The sequence below is a fragment of the Arthrobacter sp. CMU6 genome, assembly GCF_059090205.1.
The window spans coordinates 1-20,466 of sequence record NZ_JBNHFL010000030.1; the positions used below are offsets into that span (position 1 = coordinate 1).

General features: G+C 67.3%; 19 protein-coding genes. 10 read left to right on the forward strand and 9 right to left on the reverse strand.

Translation table 11 applies throughout. The features are described from left to right. The 4 genes from AC5RWD_RS18505 to AC5RWD_RS18520 all read right to left on the reverse strand — a co-directional run. On the reverse strand, positions 1–1,124 hold a 1,124-nt coding region (locus tag AC5RWD_RS18505; RefSeq protein ID WP_494021405.1), incomplete at its 3' end, for an ABC transporter ATP-binding protein. 1 nt (position 1,125) lies between these two features. Further along, a complete protein-coding gene (locus tag AC5RWD_RS18510) occupies positions 1,126–2,286 on the reverse strand; it encodes a glycosyltransferase family 4 protein (protein WP_494021406.1) in 1,161 nt (386 codons plus the stop codon). Then, positions 2,286–3,542, reverse strand: coding sequence for a glycosyltransferase family 4 protein (locus AC5RWD_RS18515; protein ID WP_494021407.1), 1,257 nt, complete (start codon positions 3,540–3,542; stop codon positions 2,286–2,288). Before AC5RWD_RS18515 ends, AC5RWD_RS18510 begins: the two co-directional genes overlap by 1 nt. Beyond that, positions 3,529–4,515, reverse strand: a complete 987-nt coding sequence (locus tag AC5RWD_RS18520) for a glycosyltransferase family protein (RefSeq protein WP_494021408.1) — start codon at positions 4,513–4,515, stop codon at positions 3,529–3,531. The genes AC5RWD_RS18515 and AC5RWD_RS18520 overlap by 14 nt, the downstream gene beginning before the upstream one ends. A gap of 1,128 nt (positions 4,516–5,643) precedes the next feature. Here AC5RWD_RS18520 and AC5RWD_RS18525 point away from each other — a divergent pair. Beyond that, positions 5,644–6,294, forward strand: a complete 651-nt coding sequence (locus tag AC5RWD_RS18525; RefSeq protein WP_494021409.1) for a hypothetical protein — start codon at positions 5,644–5,646, stop codon at positions 6,292–6,294. A 1,090-nt stretch (positions 6,295–7,384) separates the two neighbouring features. Beyond that, on the forward strand, positions 7,385–8,197 hold the full coding sequence (locus AC5RWD_RS18530; protein ID WP_494021465.1) for an SGNH/GDSL hydrolase family protein: 813 nt from the start codon (positions 7,385–7,387) through the stop codon (positions 8,195–8,197). Positions 8,198–8,304: 107 nt separating this feature from the next. Here the strand turns inward: AC5RWD_RS18530 and AC5RWD_RS18535 are convergent, their stop codons facing one another. After that, positions 8,305–9,201: a trypsin-like serine protease gene (locus tag AC5RWD_RS18535; RefSeq protein ID WP_494021410.1), complete on the reverse strand. Its 897-nt coding sequence runs from the start codon at positions 9,199–9,201 to the stop codon at positions 8,305–8,307. 285 nt (positions 9,202–9,486) lie between these two features. Here AC5RWD_RS18535 and AC5RWD_RS18540 point away from each other — a divergent pair, with 285 nt between their 5' ends. From AC5RWD_RS18540 to AC5RWD_RS18550, 3 genes are read left to right on the forward strand one after another with little or no spacing between them, the layout of a single operon-like run. After that, the gene (locus AC5RWD_RS18540) at positions 9,487–9,828 is read left to right on the forward strand and encodes an ArsR/SmtB family transcription factor (RefSeq protein ID WP_494021411.1); all 342 of its coding nucleotides are present in this window, start codon (positions 9,487–9,489) and stop codon (positions 9,826–9,828) included. After that, entirely contained in the window at positions 9,825–10,571 is a 747-nt protein-coding gene (locus tag AC5RWD_RS18545) for a cation efflux transmembrane domain-containing protein (protein ID WP_494021412.1), read from the forward strand. Before AC5RWD_RS18540 ends, AC5RWD_RS18545 begins: the two co-directional genes overlap by 4 nt. Before the next feature lie 3 nt (positions 10,572–10,574). Further along, a complete protein-coding gene (locus AC5RWD_RS18550; RefSeq protein WP_494021413.1) occupies positions 10,575–11,498 on the forward strand; it encodes a cation diffusion facilitator family transporter in 924 nt (307 codons plus the stop codon). A 43-nt stretch (positions 11,499–11,541) separates the two neighbouring features. Here AC5RWD_RS18550 and AC5RWD_RS18555 read toward each other — a convergent pair whose 3' ends face one another. The 4 genes from AC5RWD_RS18555 to AC5RWD_RS18570 all read right to left on the reverse strand — a co-directional run bounded on the left by AC5RWD_RS18555 (position 11,542) and on the right by AC5RWD_RS18570 (position 15,925). Next, positions 11,542–12,237, reverse strand: coding sequence for a CPBP family intramembrane glutamic endopeptidase (locus AC5RWD_RS18555; RefSeq protein ID WP_494021414.1), 696 nt, complete (start codon positions 12,235–12,237; stop codon positions 11,542–11,544). 189 nt (positions 12,238–12,426) lie between these two features. Beyond that, positions 12,427–13,071 (reverse strand): DUF305 domain-containing protein, encoded by a 645-nt coding sequence (locus AC5RWD_RS18560; protein WP_494021415.1) that lies wholly within the window; start codon positions 13,069–13,071, stop codon positions 12,427–12,429. Positions 13,072–13,210: 139 nt separating this feature from the next. Beyond that, on the reverse strand, positions 13,211–13,681 hold the full coding sequence (locus tag AC5RWD_RS18565) for a hypothetical protein (RefSeq protein ID WP_494021416.1): 471 nt from the start codon (positions 13,679–13,681) through the stop codon (positions 13,211–13,213). Positions 13,682–13,771: 90 nt separating this feature from the next. Beyond that, entirely contained in the window at positions 13,772–15,925 is a 2,154-nt protein-coding gene (locus AC5RWD_RS18570) for a copper-translocating P-type ATPase (RefSeq protein WP_494021417.1), read from the reverse strand. Between the two features lie 197 nt (positions 15,926–16,122). Here AC5RWD_RS18570 and AC5RWD_RS18575 point away from each other — a divergent pair, with 197 nt between their 5' ends. From AC5RWD_RS18575 to AC5RWD_RS18595, 5 genes are all read left to right on the forward strand, one after another. Continuing rightward, positions 16,123–16,449, forward strand: coding sequence for an ArsR/SmtB family transcription factor (locus AC5RWD_RS18575; RefSeq protein ID WP_494021466.1), 327 nt, complete (start codon positions 16,123–16,125; stop codon positions 16,447–16,449). Beyond that, entirely contained in the window at positions 16,446–17,159 is a 714-nt protein-coding gene (locus AC5RWD_RS18580) for an aquaporin (protein WP_494021418.1), read from the forward strand. Before AC5RWD_RS18575 ends, AC5RWD_RS18580 begins: the two co-directional genes overlap by 4 nt. Next, a complete protein-coding gene (locus AC5RWD_RS18585; protein ID WP_494021419.1) occupies positions 17,156–17,566 on the forward strand; it encodes an arsenate reductase ArsC in 411 nt (136 codons plus the stop codon). Before AC5RWD_RS18580 ends, AC5RWD_RS18585 begins: the two co-directional genes overlap by 4 nt. Positions 17,567–17,740: 174 nt before the next feature. Next, positions 17,741–19,126, forward strand: a complete 1,386-nt coding sequence (locus AC5RWD_RS18590; protein ID WP_494021420.1) for an FAD-dependent oxidoreductase — start codon at positions 17,741–17,743, stop codon at positions 19,124–19,126. Between the two features lie 63 nt (positions 19,127–19,189). Then, the gene (locus tag AC5RWD_RS18595) at positions 19,190–20,464 is read left to right on the forward strand and encodes a glycosyltransferase (RefSeq protein ID WP_494021421.1); all 1,275 of its coding nucleotides are present in this window, start codon (positions 19,190–19,192) and stop codon (positions 20,462–20,464) included. The last annotated feature ends 2 nt before the right edge of the window (positions 20,465–20,466 follow it).

Sequence of the window (20,466 nt, forward strand, 5' to 3'; positions counted from 1 at the left end):
CCGGCGGAGACGTTGTCCAGGGCAATGTCCGGGCGGGCGCTGTCCAGGGTCCGGGCATGAGGGTTTTCGGGGAGGTCGGTCTGGGCTTCGAGGAGGTCGGCGACGCGTTCGCCGGAGGCGGTGGCGCGGGCGATCCTGCCGGTCTGTTTGGCGAGGTCCTTCAGGGGTTTCATCCCGGTCTTGAGGTACATCAGGAACACCACGAGGTCGCCGGGGGTGATGGCGTGTTCCAGGACGCGCCAGCCGCCGCCGGCCAGGACCACGGCCGTGGCGACGCCGATGAGGACGTCGGTGCGGCGTTCGAGTCCGGCTGCCAGCCGCAGTGCCACCACGCCGGTGCCGAGGGTGGCCTGGTTGCTTTTGCGGAAGCCGGTGCTGATGGTGTCCTCGAGCCCGTAGGCCTGGACTTCGCGGATGGCGCCGAGCGTCTGGGCCGCGGTGGTGGCCAGGCTTCCTTCACCCTTCCGGGAGTTTCCCGCGGCGGCGGTGATCCGGCCTGTGCTCGAGCGCGAGAGGAGCACGAACACCCCGCCGGCCAGGAACACCACCAGGGCCAGCAGCGGGTCGAGCCAGAGGAGGATGCCGGTCATCAGGACCAGCGTGATCATGTTGCCCAGCAGCGGCAGGCCCGCCGTCACCGCGACTTCCTGCAGCCGGGACACGTCGCCCACCAAGCGCTGGACGGTGTCCCCGGTGGAGGCGCGGGTGTGGTGGCGCATGGACAGGCTTTGGACGTGGCGGAAGGCGCGGGCGCGCAGGTCTGTTGCCACCCGGGATCCGATGAGCGCGAAGCAGATCGCGGACCAGTAGTTGGCTACCGCCCGGCCCAGCGCGATCGCCACCACGGCGGCCCCGCACAACAGCAGTGTCTGCAGACCGGCGTCCATGGAGGGCCCGGGTTTGTGCAGGGTCGCGCCCAGGGCGCGGGAGACGGCGTCGACCACCAGTTTCACGGGCCATGGCTCGATGAGGCGGAACACGACGTCGAACGCCAGGGCGGAGAATCCGCCTGCCATCAGCCACCGGTGGCCCTGCAGGTGGGGGCGAACGCACCGCAGCGTGCGGCGCAGCCCGGACTCCGGCCTGGCCTGCGGGGCGCTTTTGGGTACGGCTCTTATGCCCATGTCAGGCCACGCTCCTTTCAAACGTCAGTGCTTGGCGGATAGTGGCCAGGACGCCGTCCCAGCTGTAAAGCCCGACGGCGGCCGCCCGCGCCTGGGTGCCCAGGCGGTCCCGCAGCGCGCGGTCCGCGCCGAGGCGCCCCAGGGCGGCGGCAATCGCACGGGGGTCGGCCGGCTCCACCAGCAAACCGGTGCGTCCGTGCTGCAGAATGGACGGAATCTGCCCGACGCCGGACGCGACCACCGGCAGTCCTGCGGCCAGATATTCGTAGACCTTCAGCGGGGAGAAGTAGTCGTCCCGGCCCGGTTCCGCTGCCGGGTAGGGTGCTGCCGCGGCGTCGCATTCGTGCAGCAGCCCGGGCACGGAATCCGGGGCCACGGCGCCGGTGAAGGCCGCGTCCACGCCCAGCTGCGCGGCGGTGCGCTCGAGCTCCTGCCGGCACGGCCCGTCGCCAATGATCTTCGCCTGCCATGCAGGCCCGGCGCTGCGGATGTTGGCCTGGGCCACGGCTTCGAGCAGGTAGCCCACGCCGTGCCAGGGCTTGAGCGTGCCCACAAAAGCCACGGTCAGGCGGCCTGAATGATCCCGCCCGTTGGGGCGCGGCGTGATGCGTCCGGTGTTGACGCCGTTGGGGGCCAGCAGGGTGCTGGCTCCGGGAACGCGGCTCTCCACCCACCGCACCACGGGTTCGGAGACGCAGGCCACCGCGCTGGCCGCGGCGGCGTTGATGCGCAGCATCCGTTCCGCCAGGCCGGCGTCGTGGAGTTCGCGGTACTGCTGCTGTTCCTCGATCAGCGGTGCGTTGACCTCCAGCACGGCCGGGACGCGCAGGGCTTCGGCGGCCATGGCCAGGGCCGGGCTGAACAGCGAATAGCGCTCATAGACCACGTCGCAGCCGTCCCGGATGACGGCCTGGGCCAAGGCAACCGCAGCTACCCTGACAGCGAGCTCCCGGCCCGCCCCGGAGGCGGAGCGGGGCCGGATTTCGACGACGGGCAGCCCGGCCAAGTCGGCCGGCCGGTCGCTCCCGGCCCGGGTGCAGTAGACCGTGACGTCGGCACCGGCCCGGCGCCAGGCCCGGACGATCTCCTGCACATGGACCGAGGAACCCTTGGTGCCGAAGACGGGGACGCCGGGGTCCGCACAGATGTAGGCGACGCGCATCAGGCCACCGCCTCGGCGAGGGAACTCTGCTCAGCAGGCTGTTGCACAACTGCCTGGAGCGAGAGGCGACGCAGGGCAGCGGCCTGCCGCCCGGCGTCGTACTCCTGTTCGATGAGGGCCCGGGCGTTGCGGGCCAGCAGCGTCCTGTCCGTCGCGGGCGAGGTGATCCGCAGGATCGCCTGGGCCAGCAGCGCGGGGTTGCCGGGTTCGATGAGGACGCCGGTGCTGCCGTCGCGGACCACTTCGGGAATGCCGGTGACAGCGGTGGAAATGCACGGCGTGCCGGTGGCCATGGCCTCCAGCAGGACGGTGGGGATGCCGTCGGCGTTGCCGTCCGAACCCACCACGCACGGTGCGACGAAGACGTCGGCCCAGTCCAGCAGTTCATGGATCTGGTCCTGGGTCTGCGGGCCGAGCATCCGGACATGGCGGCTGAGGCCGAGCCCGTCGAGGGTGGACTGCAGTTCCCCGGCCATCATGCCGGTCCCGGCGATGCGGACGTCCGCCCGGACACCCGAGCCGATGAAGGACGCCAGCGCCGGGAGCAGGTGCTGGAACCCCTTCTTTTCCACGAGCCGTCCGACGGCGGCCACCCGCACCGTGGTGCCGACCGGCCGGGGATCGCGGTAGGGGAAGCGGGCGAGTTCCAGGCCGTTCCGGACCAGGCGGAGCCGCTCGGCCTGCTGCGGAAAGTGGCGGCGCAGGTAATGCAGGTTGTAGTCGCTGATGGTGACCACATGGTGGGCGTCGGCCAGCTTGGCCCGCAGGCCGTCCCGGCTGACGGTGTCGCGGAAGATGTCCGCTGCGTGCGCCGTGAACGAATACGGGATCCCGGTGATCAGGGAGGCGAGCCGGGTGACGGCGGTTGCCGCGGAGGCAAAGTGTGCATGGAGGTGGCGGACGTCGCGGCGCTGCAATTCGGCGGCCAGGTTGATGGCCTGGATGGCATCGTCCGGGTCGGCCGCGGCGAGTTCCCCGAAGGCCCGGGCCACGTCGTCGATGAGGCCGGCCGATGCCGCTGCCCGGAAGGTTTCCCAAACGCCGCCGGTGGACTGCGGCCGGCCAACATAGGTGACGGGGGCTTTGACGCGCGCCAGTTCGGGGTGGAACCTGGCGTCGGTGGTGGGGCGGAGCGCGAAGATTTCGATCCGTTCGCCGGCGGCCTCCCGGGCGAGGATTTCCGAGACAATGAACGTTTCGGAGAAGCGGGGATACATCTTCAGGACGTAGGCGGTCACCTGCTCAGACGGCTGCATGCGCCGCACCTCCCCGCAGACTCTGCGCCAGGGTGTTGAGCTGGGCGCTGATGACCGGCTCGGGGTGGGGCCGGAGTAGATCCGTCTCACGCGCCTTCAGCAGCTTTGCGGCCAGCACCGGAACCCGGGTCAGCCCATCGAGTTGTGCTCCCCGGCGGTCCACACGGGTGCCTGCCCGGTCTGCGATCCAGCCGGCCAGAACGTCGGGGGTCAGGGTGGCCAGTTCCTGCTGTTCGAGGTACCCGGCGGCGGCGAGGGATGCGGCCCGGATTCGCTGCTCGCAGCGGGAATGGTCCCGCGGAACAATCAGCGCCGGAACCGCCGTGCTGAGAATTTCGCAGACGGAGTTGTAGCCGCCCATGGAAACCAGCGCATCAGCGCCGCTGATGTGCGCCAGCATGTCCTCCAGCGCCTTCACAATGACGACGCCGGGACCCGCCTGCCGCCGCAGGCCGCGCCTTTGCGCTTTGGGCATCTGGGGTCCGGCCACAATGAGGTGCCCGAGGCCGGCGGGGAGCGGGGTGGCAGCGGCCAGTTTGGCCAACGCGTAGCCGTCGGCCCCGCCGCCAACCGTAGTCATGACGTACCTGCCGGGCATCTTCAGCTTTCCGGAACCTGTCGGCCGGCCGGCTGCCAGATACCCCGTGTAGCTGACCATCCGCCGCAGAGAGAAGGGGATTTCGCCGGTGGCCACGGGATCGTGAACCGAGCGGTCGCCGTAAACCCAGACTGCGTCAAAGAGTTCCTGGACCCGGCGGGGACCGCCGTTGCCGTCCCATTCGGCGCTGGCTGCCGCGGGGGAGTCAAGCACTTCACGAAGCCCCAACACCACCCGGGCGTTCCCTCGTGCACGGAGCCGGCGCAGGGCTCCCTCGAGTTCCAGTTGGATGCCGGTTGCGTGCCGGTCCACGATCACCAGATCGGGGTTGAAGCCCTGCAACAGCGAGTCCAGCAGTTTTCCCCGGAGGGACACGAGGTCCTGCAGGGGAACGGAGAGGTCCCCGGGGCTCGTAGCCCGCCGCGCCTTTCATGACGCCGGGCAGTATCACCCAGTCCCACCCTTTAGGGATCCGGAACCCTGGCGCGAGCGAAGTGCCTGCCACGAGGACGCCGGTGACTTGCCTGCCGGTCAGGCCGGGCAGTTGGTCGCTCAGCGCGCTGGCCAGTGCGAGGTTTCGCCGCACGTGCCCCAAGCCGAGTGAGTCATGCGAATACAGGATTATTCTCAAGTGCTTCATTTATGGGCCCCACAGCCTGCCGAAAGATTCTGATGGAAGATTGACTAACCGGGCGGCCAGAGAAATACCCTCACGCCGTGAAACATGTGCCGCGTGCAACAGGGGCCTTCCGCCTGGGGGCGCCCGGTCTGACGCTTCGAATGAAGTATTGAGGCGCGCCATTTGGAAAAACCTGTGCCCTGGTTGACCCTGAAGGGTGGGACCGCGGCCCCCAATACCGCTCACTGGTCCCCCAGCAAAACACGAGGTCAGCGCAGGGTTTAGGGATCCGGGTGCGTCGGTTAGGGCGGCGCCTCCGTAGAGAAGATGCCCCTGATGGATACTGCGGGGATTGCTCGTGGCTGCATGGCTCAACGCTAGGGAAGTCCCGTCGAGGATAGGTGCAGGGGCAATCCAAGAATTGTCAAAGATTTGGGCGGATCCCCGGAAGTGACTTCTTCCGGGGACCGTGAGGGCGGCTGCTGCTGTTCATTCCCGTGCTCGCCCTGGCCGTGGCCAGGTCTGGAACGAAGCCTGTGCCAAACCCCCGGCAACTGTCCTGCCCGGCATCGTCGTCGATCTGGAGCCGGGCACAGGTACGACGACGGTCGCCCGGCGCCCGCTCCCGCCGTCGGGGTACATGGCCGTCAACCGTAGGAACCCGCTCCGTCGCGGAGGCAGGCGCCAGGGGACACGGCACCACTTAGAACAAGCGGTGGAGAAATTAGCGAACATTTTGTTTGCCTAATTCCGATGCGGGGCTGTAATCTCCCGATTTAGGTTGACCTAACTAAGCACCATCACTCTCCCCTCGCATGGCGGCCGTACATCGCAGCACGGTCGCACCCGCCGGCACTATGCCGGCATCCCCGAAAGGCAGCAGCATGTCCCCAGCAGCACCTGCCCCGGCCCCGCCCGGCGCACCTCAGACCAGTCACGGATCGCAGACCATTCACGAACCGCAGACCGGCCGTGCCCCGGCCGGCCGGAAAAACCAGCGGAACCGGCTGGTTCTGCTCGGAGCCTTGTGCACGGCAGGGTGGACCGCTTCGCTGCTCGTGGGCCACTTCGTGGATTGCGGTCCGGAACTGCACAGGATCGGGCTTGCCGTGCACATCCTTGCTCTGGTGCTTTCCTTCGGCACCATCCTGGTTGTCGACTGGCTGGGCCTGCTGTGGCTGCTGGGCAAGGTGCAGATGCATGAGTCCGGGAAGCTGGAGGCCGCCGCGAAACCGCTGATCTGGGGCGGACTGGCCCTGCTGCTGGTTTCGGGCGCTCTGATTGACCCTGACCTGAGCAACCCGGTCACCGTCATCAAGCTCGCCTGCGTCCTGGTGCTCATGCTCAACGGGCTGAGCATCGCGCCGGCCATGCACCAGCTGCTCGCCCTGCCCGCACACACCCGCTTCGGCGAACTCGGCCGCCGGCTGCGGCTCAGGCTGATGGTGGCGCTCAGCATTTCCCAGGCCTGCTGGTGGACGGCCGTTCTCATCGGCCTGATCAACAGCACGCTCCGCCGCTGGGCCGGGGTCTGACACCCTGGTCCGCCGAGGCAGTAACGCGGCAGCTTTTAAGGCACCGGGCCCGGGGAGGGCTCCGTCGGTCCCGGTACCATGCCGGTTATCGCGCGGCAGACGAGTGTCCGGCAAGCAAGATTCTCCCGGGCCGACCTTGGAAAAACCTTTAGCATGCCAAATTCCCGGAGGCACCGTCGCGTACGTTGCGCTCCCTTTCCGCCGGACCCGGAAAGCATGGGGTACATCCCGGGTCCGGCGATCGGACCAGCCGTCTTGCCCTGACGGCTGACCTGTTCTCAGTAAGACAAGTCTGTCTTTGAGGCCTTGGGGAAAGCTGGGAGCGCCTTGGGGCCTCAACGGTCCGTTCGCCTTCGTGTCGGCGCGGAACCGTCAACGAAAAAAGCAATCATGGGTCCGGCGCCTCATGCTTCCTTGATCTGCCTCCAACCAGTGGGCGTAGTCTGAAGGAGGCCGGCGGCGGACGAGCCCGATGGTCCCCATGACTCAAGGCTCACCCAGCCCGCCGTCGGTCCCGACCCATGGCAATGACCAGGCCCCGAACGCCACCGGGCCACCGTGGTTGTGCCGATACGTGCGGGACGGAATCGTTGTGGCCAGCGCTGGAATGCGGTCGGCCAACAGTTGACGCCACTCGACGTACCGCCAGGAGCAGGAATGCCGCAGCGGATGCATGCGATGACGCCGACCAGTGGGCGGGCTAAGTAGATCCTCGCCAGCGCCCTGTCCGTCAGGCCTGGTGCGGCCTCCCGGGCGGTATCCGCTTTTGCTAGCGGAAGGGGGCATTTGTTCCAGAAGGCTCAAGGTGGCGCCTTTTGTGGATTCGGGGGTTGCCGGCCGCGCAAAACAGCGGACGCCACGAAATGATGCACTGAATGGATTAATCCCTCCGTGGCGGAAAATTTTCACAAAAGCAGGGATTTTTTAGGAATTTCCGGGAGGGTTCGGACGTTCCTTGGATAACGCCGCAGGCGTACCGCGCCAGGGGCGTAAGGGAGAGGACGAGGCGATGAAACACATCGGCCGATTTGGACCCCGGAACTCCGCTGCGGACGCAACGGCCCCACACCCCTGGAGCCGGTATGTGGCAATGGGGGACTCGTTTACCGAGGGTGTTGGTGACCCGGAAGAACGCTGCGCCGGAGGGCTGCGGGGCTGGGCCGACCGGGTGGCCGAGGAGCTCAGCCCGGGGCGGACAGACTTTGCGTACGCCAATCTGGCTATCCGTGGCCTGCTCTTGGGCCAGATTCTTGAACAGCAGACGGAACCGGCATTGGAGCTGAAGCCGGACCTGATCACGCTGTCGGCCGGTGGGAATGACATGGTGTTCCACCGGACCGACCCGGACAAGCTGGCTGCCAAGCTGGAGGCCGGCGTCGAAAGGCTGAGTGCCACTGGTGCCACCATCATGCTGTTCGCCGGACCGGACTGGCGGCGTACGCCGATCCTGGGGCGGAGCCGCTCCCGGATAGCAATCTTCAACGAGAACATTCGGATTGTCGCGGCCGCGCACGACTGCTTGCTCGTGGACCTGTGGACTCTGCCGGGGCTCCGGGAGCCTCGGATGTGGGACCCGGACCGGCTGCACTTCTCGCCGCTGGGCCACCACACCATCGCCATGAAGGTGCTGGATACCCTGCAGGTGCCGCATTCGCTGCAGCCCTTGGAGCCGAAGGCGCTGCCGCAGAGTAGCTGGCGCGACGCCAGGGCCGGGGACCTCGCCTGGGCGCGGAATTACTTCCTGCCCTGGGCCTGGCAGCGCATTGCCATGCAGCGCGCCGCCCTGCCGCTCGTGCACGACCGTCCGGCGCCTGAGCCGCCGCTGCCTAAGCGGCCGGTGTTCGCCCCGGTGTATGCCGTGCGGACCGTGGCGGTGAAGGCAGCGGCTGAGTTCCTGGCATAGCCTGCGTAACTTGAGCAGGGCCCTGCCGTTCGACGGCGGGTGGCCACCCGCCGTCGGAATAATGACCGACGCCGGGTGGCTGGCGCAGTGCCCCGGGTGCCGGAAGGTCAGCCGACGGCGGGCGCGAAGGCGATGTTTGAGAACTCGTCTCCGGTGGTGGCTCTGATCCAGTCGACCACGTCCTGCCTGTCCGTGCGGTACGAGAAGTTCGTTCCCTTGCAGTAGCGGTTGTGGTTGAACGACGTGATGCCGGCGACGATGTTGGATTCGGCCCTGCCGTAGAACAGCGGCCCGCCGGAGTCGGCGGTGCAGGTCCCGCCTAGGCCGTTGCCGTTGCCGTTGGTCTGGACGTTGTAGCCGTCCGCGCTTGCGCTGGTGAGGTTGGTCAGCTTGGACTGGGCCATGAGCCGTTCCCGGAATGAGGTCTCGCCTGCTGCCGGGTTGGCCGCGGAGATGCCGTAACCGCTGGAGGTGAATGTGGTTTCCTGCTGCCCGCGCCTGGTGGCCAGTGCGTCTAGGGTCCCCGGCGCGGCAAGCTGCGCGTACTCATCAAGCGCGATCGGCTGGTCCAGGATCACTAGGCCGGCGTCTTTGGTTTCGGGCACGGCGTCCATACTGGTGTAGCCGTAGTTGTACATCTTGCTTGAGGTGGCGCACTGGGTGCCCAGCGTCCCGTCCGCGCAGGCGCCCGGGTAGCCCGTGTCCGGATCGGTGCCGGTAGAGGGGCTCCAGTCCACCCCGGCGTCCTGCTGGAAATACACGCGGGCGGAGGAACCAGTGGCCGTGCAGTGTCCGGCGGTGAGGAACACCGTCGGCGTCAGCAGGGCACCTGAGCACCTGTGGTGGAAACCGCCGTCGGGACCGTAGAAAACGATGAGCCCAACGAACGGGTGCTCGTTGTCCTTGATGTAGTCACCGGTGATCGCACCGGCGGGAACGGCCGTCGTTACGGCCAGCATTGCAGCAACGGCCAGCGCACCGCTTCCGGCGCGCAATTTCTTCAAAAAGCGCATACAAGCCCCAGCTTCCAGTTGCACGGGCGGCCGACAACGCACGTCGGAGTACGCGGCAGGCGCCAGAAATAAAGTCACCGCCCGAATGGGACGGTGACTCAAGATACCACCCGAAAGTCAAGCTTTTTTCTTGAGGCATTCTTGACCGTTTGTCGCATGGAGTCCTGAGATTGCCCGTGCATTGTTCCTTTCAGCGGGAAAAGGACCGTGACCGGTCAGCGGCGGCCGGCCGATCGTACCCAACGAAACTACAGCATTGCCTGAATACATCTACGCATGTACTTTGATGGCGTGGAGACGATCACCCAGGCGCCGGTGTTGGCCAGGTTCGGCTACGCCGTCTCGGACCCTACCCGGGCCCGGATCCTTCTCGCCCTTTCGGACGCGCCGTCCTATCCCTCCGATCTGGCTGACTCCATCGGGGTGTCCCGGCAAAGCATGTCCAACCACCTGACCTGCCTGCGCGGCTGCGGCCTGGTCGTCGCCGTCCCCGACGGGCGGCGGACCCGGTATGAACTCGCCGACGCCCGGCTGGGCCACGCGATCAAGGACCTGATCGGCGTCGTCCTTGCGGTGGACCCCGCCTGCTGTGCACCCGACGGGGAGTGCTTCGCATGACCGCACTGCTCCACGCCCAAAGCCCGGAACGCCGCGCGGTACTGAGCCTTAGGATCCGGCTGTTCGCGGCCGCGACCATCACCTACAACCTCATCGAGGCAGGGGTGGCTCTCTGGGCAGGGGGCGTCGCGGACTCCTCGGCGCTGATCGGCTTCGGCCTGGACTCGGTGATCGAAGTCGCCTGCGCGCTGGCGCTGTCCTGGCAGTTTTCCGCCAGGGACCCGGAACGGCGCGAGCACCTGACACTGCGTCTCATCGGCATTTCCTTCTTCGCCCTCGCCGCCTTTGTCAGCGTAGACGCCCTCCGGTCCCTTACCGGAGGGGGAGAAGCCCGGCACTCCACCCCCGGGATCGTGATCGCAGCCCTGAGCCTGGCGGTCATGCCGGTCCTGTCCTGGGCCCAGCGCCGAGCCGGCAGGGAGCTCGGCTCCAAGACGGCTGTGGCGGATTCCAGGCAGACCCTGCTGTGCACCTACCTCTCCGCGGTACTGCTGGCCGGGCTGGTCCTGAACAGCACGCTGGGCTGGTGGTGGGCGGACGCCGGCGCCGCCCTGGTGATCGCGGCCATCGCCGTCCGGGAAGGCATCAACGCCTGGCAGGGAGACGTCTGCTGCACTGTGCCGAACACTGAGGCGTCCCCCGGCACCGCCAGCCATGGAAGCATGGCGGATGACTGCTGCGCCGGGTGCGAGTCCGAGGCCCGGCAACAGCCCCTGACGCTGAATCTCCGCCCGAAGGACTGACCCATGGGCAGCGGACACAACCATTCCCCCGGCGCCGACGATGCAGCCGGCAACCGCGGCAAACTCGTCATCGTTTTCGCCGTCACGTTTACGGTGATGGTCGCCGAAATCATCGGCTCCGTACTCACGGGCAGCCTTGCGCTGCTGGCAGATGCCGGGCACATGTTCACCGACTCGGCCGGCCTGCTGATCGCGCTGATCGCCGCGTCGCTGGCGCTGAAACCGGCCACACTGAAGCGCACCTGGGGATACAAGCGCGCCGAAATCGTTGCCGCGGCGGGCCAGGCTGCCCTGCTGCTGGGTGTGGGCGGGTTCGTCATCGTCGAAGGCATCCGCCGGCTCTTCGAACCCCCGGAGGTCGTAGGATCCACCATGCTGTGGTTCGGCATCATCGGCCTGGCCGGCAACGCCATCGGCTTGCTCGTGCTCGCCTCGGGCCGGCATCACAACTTCAACATGAAGGCCGCGTTCCTCGAGGTCCTCAACGACGCCCTCGGATCCGTGGCGGTTATCGCGGCCGCCGTCATCATCGCCGTCACCGGCTGGACGCGGGCTGACGCCGTCGTATCCCTGCTGATCGGCGCGCTGATCATTCCCCGCACCCTGAAACTCCTGCGGGACACCACCGACGTGCTCATGGAAAACGTGCCCCGCGGCCTGGACCTGGCCAAGGTCCGCGAGCACATCCTGGCCCTGCCGCACGTCATCGACGTCCACGACCTGCACGCCTCACTCGTCGCCTCCGGCACCCCGATCCTCTCCGCCCACGTCACCGTCAAGGACAAGTGCATGCGCGACGGCCACTCCGCCACCATCCTGGCGGACCTGCAACGCTGCGTCGCCGAACACTTCGACGTCAGCATCGAGCACTCCACCTTCCAGATCGAACCCGCCGCCCACCGCGACCAGGAAAGCCTGCCCCACTGACAGCACTGGCAGTCGGCTGGCGCCCGTCACGGGCCGCGCTACCTCATGCCGCTGCCAGCACGATGAGCAGCACCAGCGCATTGTTAACGGAGTGGAGTAGCACCGGAGCCCATAGGTTCTGATGGAATCGTCGGACGAGTGCCAAGGCGATGCCCAGGGCAAAGAGGTATGCAAAGGTGGGCAAAACCAGGTGGCAGGCAGCAAACAGAGCTGCCGACAGCGCCACCGCCACGAAGGGCCTGAAGCGCCGGGAAAGTCCACTGAGTAAGGCACCCCTGAACAGCACCTCTTCCCACAGCGGTGTAAGCACAGCGACGATAAGGAAGCCCAATACGACGAACGGTGTCGGCAGATCGGCAAGTTTAGCCAAAGTGTCACTCGAGGAGCCGGCGGACGTGTTGTCCATCCCCAGATGGGTGAGGGCGGCGAGAAAGAGGCCTTGCGCCCAGGCGGAAATGACAATGGCAGTCGGGATTTGCCAAAACAAATGAAGCATCCTGGGCCTGAATCGCAGGAACCCGAGACCGCCTAAACTGAGGTCGTTTCTTCGGATCAGGTGGATGTGCACGGCCAGCATAGCCGCTGCAGTTGCACCGCAGAGGATGAGGAGAATGACGGATTCGGGAGTGAAATCAACGAGGCCCGAAAGCCCCGCAGCCAGAATTCCCACTGCCAGAACTGCAATATATAGGGCTACAAACATAAGCGCCCACGCGGCTTGCTTGAATGTCACGCCCACTGGGGGCCCGGACTCCTCCACAGGTTGGTTAAGTGAACCGGCTGGCAAGAGTGTCCCCCGAGACTTCATATTGTGAGCCTAACTCAGCCTCGTCGGCCCTCAGTCGCGTGTCCTTTTGCGACTGCTCAGTGACCGCGGACGGTACCGGCCCCGCCACACGGGCGGGTCCGGTACCGTCAAAGGATCTGGCTAGAGCGCTGCCAGCAGGTCCTTCATCTCCTGGATTTCCTCCTGCTGTGTCGTGACGATGGTCTTGGCCAGGGCAACGGCGTCGGGATTCTGTCCGCCGTTTTCCTCGGTCTTGGCCATCATGATCGCACCCTGGTGGTGGGCCGTCATCTGGGTCAGGAACAGCTTTGCGGCTTCGGTGCCCTGGGCGGCGTCGAGTTTCTTCATGTCGTCGTCGCTCATCATGCCCCCCATGCCGCCCATCCCGGCCCCGTGAGAGGACATGTCGTGGCCGCGGGCCGCTTCAGTGGGTTCGTTCCAGCTCCTGAGCCAGCCGGTCATCATCTCGATTTCCGGCGCCTGGGCGGCCTTGATCTTCCGGGCCAGCGCCGTGACGTCCGCCGGGATGTCCTTCTTGGCGAGCATCAGATCGCTCATCTCCACAGCCTGGGCGTGGTGCGGGATCATCATCTGCGCGAACATCGTGTCCGCCGCGTTGTGTTCCCCGGTGACCGCCGTTGCACTCCCGGAGGCCGCAGAAGCGGATGCGGTGGCCGACGCGGAGCCCTGGTCGGCGCCAGATGCGGGGGTGCCGCTGCCGCAGCCGGCCAGGGTGATTGCCGCGGCGACGGCGGCCGCGGAAAGGGTCAGAAACGTCTTGCTCATGGAAAATCAGGTCCTTCAAACATCAGCTGGCGCCGGGGGCGCCACGGGGATTATTTGCATCGGTGTGTCTGGCAGCCATCTGGGAGAGGGCGCGCCCAGAGTGACGGAATAACGCCGGAGAAGATGGCGGGGCCCTTTTTTACGTCCTGCTGATGGAAAGCTCACCGGGTGACGGGCTGCCGGGAAGGAAGGTCCATCGGACGGCATCGCGTGCGGTGACGGTGCTGTTGCTGATGCCCCGCACGAAGGTTCCCGGCGGCGGTGCGGCCAGGGATGCCGTTTTCGCTAGGGGAATGCAGGACCCGGTCATGGCCTGCATGCCACTGCACGCCCCCGAATCTGGGCAATGCCCGGCCATGGCCTGGAGCCCGTCATGCTCGGCGGCAGCGGCGTCCGACACCTCAAGGGAATCCGCGTGATGCATTGCATGCTCGCCGAACACCTCGGAGTGGTGGCTGCTGGCGGCTCCGGTGGCCGAGGAGGGGGAGTGCATGGCGTGGTTGCCGGTGAGGACGTGCATGCCGAAGATTCCGGCGATGATGGCCAACACGGCGGCAAACAGGCCCGAACGGCGAAGGAACGCGGCCGCGGCGCGCGGGCCTGCAGTCATGGCATTTCCTCCTTCGTTGCGGGTTGGGTGTTGGTTCTAGGCTAGCGGCCGCTGGACTGGGTCATACAGTGGCCGGCGGTGCCTTTGAGGTCAGCGGACTTCGGACGGGTTGAGTTTCACCCGCCGCAGCAGCTGGGTGTTCAGGGCGACGACGATCGTGGACACCGACATCAGTACAGCGCCGGCAGCGGGGGAGAGCACGACGCCGGCGAAGGCGAGCACGCCGGCGGCAAGCGGGACGGAAATGATGTTGTAGCCGGTGGCCCACACCAGGTTCTGCCACATCTTCCGGTAGCTGGCCCGGGACAGGTCCACCATGGACAGGACGGCCCGGGGATCGTTGCCGGCCAGGACCACGCCGGCTGATTCCATGGCGACGTCGGTGCCGGCGCCGATGGCGATGCCCACCTCGGCCCGGGCCAGTGCCGGGGAGTCGTTGACCCCGTCTCCGACCATGGCCACCTTCAATCCGCGTCCCTGGAGTTCGGCGACTTTCTTGTCCTTGTCGGCGGGCAGGACTTCCGCGAAGACCTCGTCGATGTTCAGTTCAGCCGCGACGGCGGCGGCGACCTGGCGGGCGTCGCCGGTGATCATGGCGACCTTGACGCCCCGATTCTGCAGGGCCGTCACAGCCTGGCGGGACTCCTCGCGGATTGCGTCCTCGAGACTGACCGCACCGAGGACCCGCCGGCCGTCCACCAGGTGGAGCACGGCCGCCCCGCGGTCCATCCACTCCCGAGTGGAAGCAGACAGGGTTTCGGGCTCGGTGATGCCGAGTTCCTTCAGGAGGGCCGGGCCGCCGACCTGCAGGGTGCGGCCATCCACTGTGGCCCGGACACCGCGGCCGGTCATGGACGTGAAGCCCGTGGCCCTCGGGACCGTTACGCCCTGATCCTTGGCGGCCCGGACGATGGCACGGGCCACGGGGTGTTCGCTGTCCGCTTCTACCGCAGCGGCCAGGGCCAGCAGTTCCTCCCGGCCGATGCCGTCAGCCGTGGCGACGTCTTTGAGCTCGGGCTCGCCCTTGGTGAGGGTACCGGTCTTGTCGAACAGGACAACGTCGATGGTGCGCATGCGCTCGAGTGCCATCCGGTTCTTGATCAGCACACCGGCGCGGGCTGCCTGCTCCGTGGAAATGGCGATCACCAGCGGGATGGCCAGGCCCAGGGCGTGCGGGCAGGCGATGACCAGGACGGTAACGGTGCGGGTGACGGCGTCGGGGACGCTGCCCAACAGGGTCCAGGTGATAAAGGTGATGACCCCGGCCGCGGTGGCGAAGTAGAACAGGAACGCCGCAGCCCGGTCAGCCAAGGCCTGGGCCCGTGACGAGGACGCCTGCGCCTCGGCGACCAGGCGCTGGATCCCGGCCAGAGCCGTGTCGTCCCCGACCGCGGTGAGCCGGACCCGGACCGTGTTGTCCGTGGCGACGGTGCCGGCCACCACGGTGTCGCCCGGGGAGCGGAGCACGGTCTTGGATTCACCGGTGATCATTGATTCGTCGAACTCGGCCTGCCCGTCGATGACAGTGCCGTCCGCGGGCATCCGCGCTCCGGACCGGACCAGGACGGTGTCCCCGGCGCGCAACTCCGCCACGCTGACGGTTTCGGTTCCGGCATCGGTGATGCGTTCGGCCTCATCCGGCAGCAGCGCGGCCAGCGCGTCGAGGGCACCTTGGGCGGAGCCGAGGGCGCGCATTTCAATCCAGTGGCCCAGCAGCATGATCGCCACCAGCAGGGCCAGCTCCCACCAGAAGTCCAGATCGAAGCCGCCGATGCCCAGGGTGGTGATCCAGGAGGCGGTGAAGGCGACGCTGATGGCCATGCCGATCAGCAGCATCATGCCCGGCTGCCGGGACGTAAGTTCCTTCAGGCCGCCCTTGAGGAACGGCATGCCCCCATAGAGGAAGATCACCGTTCCTAGGACCGGCGGTATCCAGACGGACCCGGGGAAGTCAGGCGGCATGTAGCCAAGCAAATGGGCGAACATCGGGCTGAAGTACACCACTGGCACCGACAGGGCCAGGGTCAGCCAGAACCTGTCCTTGAACATGGCCGTGCTGTGCCCGGCGTGCTGGCCGTGGCTGTGCACCACATGGTCATCGTCCTTAACGGCGTGGGGTTGGTGGCCGTGGTGTCCGGTTGCGGTGGCCAAGGCCCCGTCCGGCGTGGAGGCCCGGCCGCGGGAAGTCCCTTCCGCCGGCTTGGCATGGTGGCCGTGATTGCGGTGCTGAGTATGGTCTTCCATGGTTTCTCCGCACATGTCAGTTCCATTTCTGGAAAGAAGATATGGGTGCTGGGGTTGAACGGCTGTGACGGCGATGCGGGGCACCTGCCTGGACATACCACTTCACTGACAACACCATCAATATACCCCCGGGGGGTATATCGGGCAAGAGGGTTCTTGACTCAGATATAGATGAGTGTAAATATTCATATGTGTCTATGTCTCTGGAGCTGACCCCCGTTCAAACAGTGGCCTGCTGCTCGCCGCTGACCCGCGAACCTCTCTCCGCCACCGAAGCGGACGGCATCGCCCCGCTCCTGAAGGCCCTGGCTGATCCGGTGCGGCTGCGGCTGATGTCCCTGGTCGCCTCCCATGAGGGGGGCGAGGCCTGCGTCTGCGATCTCAACGACATCAGCCACCACCTGAAACTGCTGCACGACGTGGGGCTGCTGGACCGCGAGAAGCGGGGTGTGTGGGTGTACTACCGCGCGCGAACCGAGGCGCTGGAGAACCTGGCTGCCCTGATCGGGGGACAGGCGAAGTGAGCGTGCTGATGAGACGGGCCGGCGCGGAGTTCGCCGGAACGGCGTTCCTGGTCATTGCCGTCGTCGGCTCCGGCATCATGGCGTCCCGGCTTTCCCCGAACGACGTCGGGCTGCAGCTGCTGCAGAACAGCCTCGCCACGGGTGCCGCCCTGGTGGCGCTGATCGTGGCACTGCAGCCGGTCTCGGCATCATTCAATCCGGTGGTGACCCTGGTGGAGCGTGCCCTGGGCATGATCGAGACGAAGGCTGCCCTTGCCCTCGTTGCCGCGCAGTTCCTCGGCGGCCTGGCCGGGACGGTCCTGGCGAACCTGATGTTCGACGTCGGCCCTGTCACGTTCTCGAGCCACGAGCGTTCCGGCGCCGGTCTCTGGCTGGGCGAGGTCATCGCCACCGTCGGGCTGCTGCTTGTAGTGTTCGGCACTGTCCGTTCCGGCAGGGCGGACCGGGTGGCGTTCGCCGTCGGCGGCTACATCGCCGCGGCGTACTGGTTCACCAGTTCCACCAGCTTCGCCAACCCCGCCGTGACCGTCGCCCGGACCATCACCGATACGTTCGCCGGGATCGCGCCGGCCTCCGCTCCCGGCTTCATCCTGGCCCAGCTCCTCGGCGGAGCCGCAGGCTTCGTCCTGGTCCGCTTCCTCTACCCGACGCTTGTCCCAGCCACTGCCATCTCGGCCGCCGAAGCGGCCAACCGAAAGGTGCTCTCATGACCAACAAGCCCTCCGTCCTGTTCGTCTGCGTCCACAACGCCGGCCGCTCCCAGATGGCCGCCGCGTTCCTCACCACACTGTCCAAGGGGGAGATCGAGGTCCGCTCCGCAGGGTCCCAGCCCGCGGACAAGGTCAACCCGTCCGCCGTAGAAGCCATGGCCGAGGTGGGCATCGACATGTCCGCCGAGATCCCGAAGGTCCTCACCACCGAGGCAGTGAAGGATTCCGACGTCGTGATCACCATGGGCTGCGGCGATGAATGCCCATACTTCCCCGGCAAGCGCTACGAGGACTGGGTTCTCGAGGACCCCGCAGGAAAGGGCGTGGACTCCGTCCGCCCCATCTGCGACGAGATCAGGACACGGGTGGAGGCCCTGATCGCCTCCCTGACCCCGGCCTCTGCATAAACATACCTGCAAGGGGAGGGGGTGAGCTGAATGAAGAACGGATGCTGCGGCGACAATGGCTGCTGCGACGACGATCAGGACTGCTGCTAACTAGCCCGAGGCGCCTGCCGGCCCCACACCGGCCGGCAGGGCCCGCCGCACCACAACTGCAAACAACGGAGTAAAGAGGACGCCATGGATTCAGCGAAGGACCTTCCCGTCGCCGTGATCGGCGCCGGCCCCGTGGGCCTGGCCGCAGCAGCCCACCTGCTCGAGCGCGGCCTGGAGCCGCTGATCCTCGAAGCCGGTATCTCGGCGGGTGCCGCCATTGAGCAGTGGCGCCACATCCGGCTGTTCTCACCCTGGCGGTTCAACATCGACGCCGCCGCCGTCCGCCTCCTCGAAACCTCGGGCTGGGAATCACCCCGCCCCACCGCGCTGCCGTACGGCGGCGAACTCATCGACAACTACCTCGCACCCTTGGCCGCGCTGCCGGCCATCAGTTGGCGGCTGCAGACCGGTGCCCGCGTCACCGCCGTCACCCGGGCAGGCCTGGACAAGACCCATGTCCGGAATCGCGACTCCACTGCCTTCGTGGTCCGCGTCGAACACGCGGACGGCGAAACCCGCGACCACACCGTCGCCGCAGTCATCGACGCCTCCGGCACCTGGCCCACCCGCAACCCGCTGGGCACCTCCGGCCTGCCCGCGATCGGTGAGGATGCAGCGCACGCCCGGATCTCGGCTCCGCTGCCTGACGTCACCGGCCGGGACCGCGCCACCTTCGCCGGACGCCGGGTCCTGGTGGTCGGGGCCGGGCACTCCGCGGCCAACACTCTCATCAACCTCGCAGGCCTCGCCAAGGAAGAACCGGAGACGAGGATCCTGTGGGCTGTCCGCGGCGCTTCCGCAGCAAAGGTTTACGGCGGCGGGGACGCGGACGGGTTGCCTGCCCGCGGCCAGCTGGGCGCCCGCCTGCGCCGGCTCGTCGAGGCCGGCACCATCGAACTGCACACCGGCTTCGGCATAGCATCCCTCAAAGACCTGGACTCCGGCGTAACGGTCGAAGCCGTTGACGGCCGAACACTCGACGCCGACGTCATCGTGCCCTGCACCGGCTTCCGCCCGGACCTGGACATCCTGCGCGAACTCCGGCTCAACCTTGACCCCGCCGTCGAGGCGCCGGTGGAACTCGGACCGCTGATCGACCCGGAATTCCACTCCTGCGGCACCGTCGCCCCGCACGGCGCAAAACTCCTGGCGCACCCGGAGAAGGACTTCTACATCGTGGGCATGAAATCTTACGGCCGGGCACCCACCTTCCTGCTGGCCACCGGTTACGAGCAGGTCCGGTCCGTCGCCGCCGCCCTCGCCGGCGACCGGGAAGCCGCCGACACCGTTCACCTGGAACTCCCCGAAACGGGCGTCTGCTCCACCGACGCCGGCACCAGCTGCGACGTCCCCGCCGCCGAGACAGCTGCAGCCCAGGCCTCCGCGGAAAACGGCTGCTGCGCTGCACCTGAGCCGGTACTGGTCGGATTCCCCACCGGCCTGGCCCATGGCCGGTCCGCCACCAACTGACCCGGGTCTGCCAATAAAGCCCCCGCTCTATCCCCGGACCGCCGCAGGCCATAAGCTCCGAGCATGTCATCAGTCATCGTTTGCAGCGGCCCCCACGACGGCCACGTTTCGCCCATGCTCGGAGTCGCTCGCCACCTGATTGACCGCGGACACCGGGTGCGGTTTCTGACCGGCCCCAAGTATGAGGAGGCGGTCAATGCCATCGGGGCCGAGTTCCTGCCGCTGGGGCCGGGTGCGGAGGCGCCGCCGCCAGAGAACAGTGACGCCTCCGGGCTCCAGGCGATCCGCGACGGCGTGAAGGCACTGGTCATTGACCCCGCCCGGGGGCAATACCTGCCGTTGACCGCGGCCATTGCCGCCGAACCGACGGACGCCGTCCTGGCGGAGATCAGCTTCATGGCAGCGTCCATCCTCACCCGGCAACCCCGGGCAAGCCGCCCGCCGGTCATCGCGTGCGGCATCCTGCCCCTGACCCTGTCCAGCCGGGACTGCGCCCCGTTCGGGCTCGGGCTGCCGCCGGGCAAGGGAAAGGCAGCCCGCCTGCGGAACCGGGCGCTGAACTGGGCCGTGGCCAATGTGGCGCTGAAGGACACGCAGCGGCAGGTGGAGCAGCGGATGCGCGAGTTGGGCGGAGTGAGCCTGAACGGTGAATTCTTCCTCGACTGGGCCCGCAACGCCGACTTCTATGCCCAGTTCACCGTGGAGGAGTTCGAGTACCCGCGCTCGGACGCGCCGGACAACCTGTGCTTCTTCGGGCCCATGTCCCGGCACGCCGCCTCCGCCTCCGTGACCCCCAAGCCGGAGTGGTGGGGCGAGCTGGACGGCCGCCGCCCGGTGGTCTACGTGACGCAGGGGACCGTCTCCAACGAGGACTTCACCGCGCTGGTGGGCCCCACGCTCGAGGGCCTTGCGGAGGAGGACGTCACGGTTGTGGTCAGCACCGGCCGCCGCCCGCTGTCGGCGCTGCCGCCGCTCCCGGCCAATGCCCGGGCCGCCGAATTCCTGCCGGACGCCGAGCTCCTGCCCAAGGTCTCCGTCTACATCACCAACGGCGGCTACGGCGGCCTTCACTACGCGATGGAGAACGGCGTGCCCATCGTGGTGGCGGGGGACACCGAGGACAAACCGGAGGGTGCCGCCCGGGTGGCCTGGGCCGGCGTCGGGATCAACCTCAAAACGGGACGGCCCAAGCCGGAGGCCATCCGCAGCGCAGTGCGGAAGGTGCTGGGCGACGGCCGGTACCGGGCCGGGAGCCAGCGGATCGGGGCGGCGATCGCCGCTTCCCCGGGTGTGGACGGGCTTGTCGACGAGATGGAAGCGATGCTGCGGAAGGTGTGAAC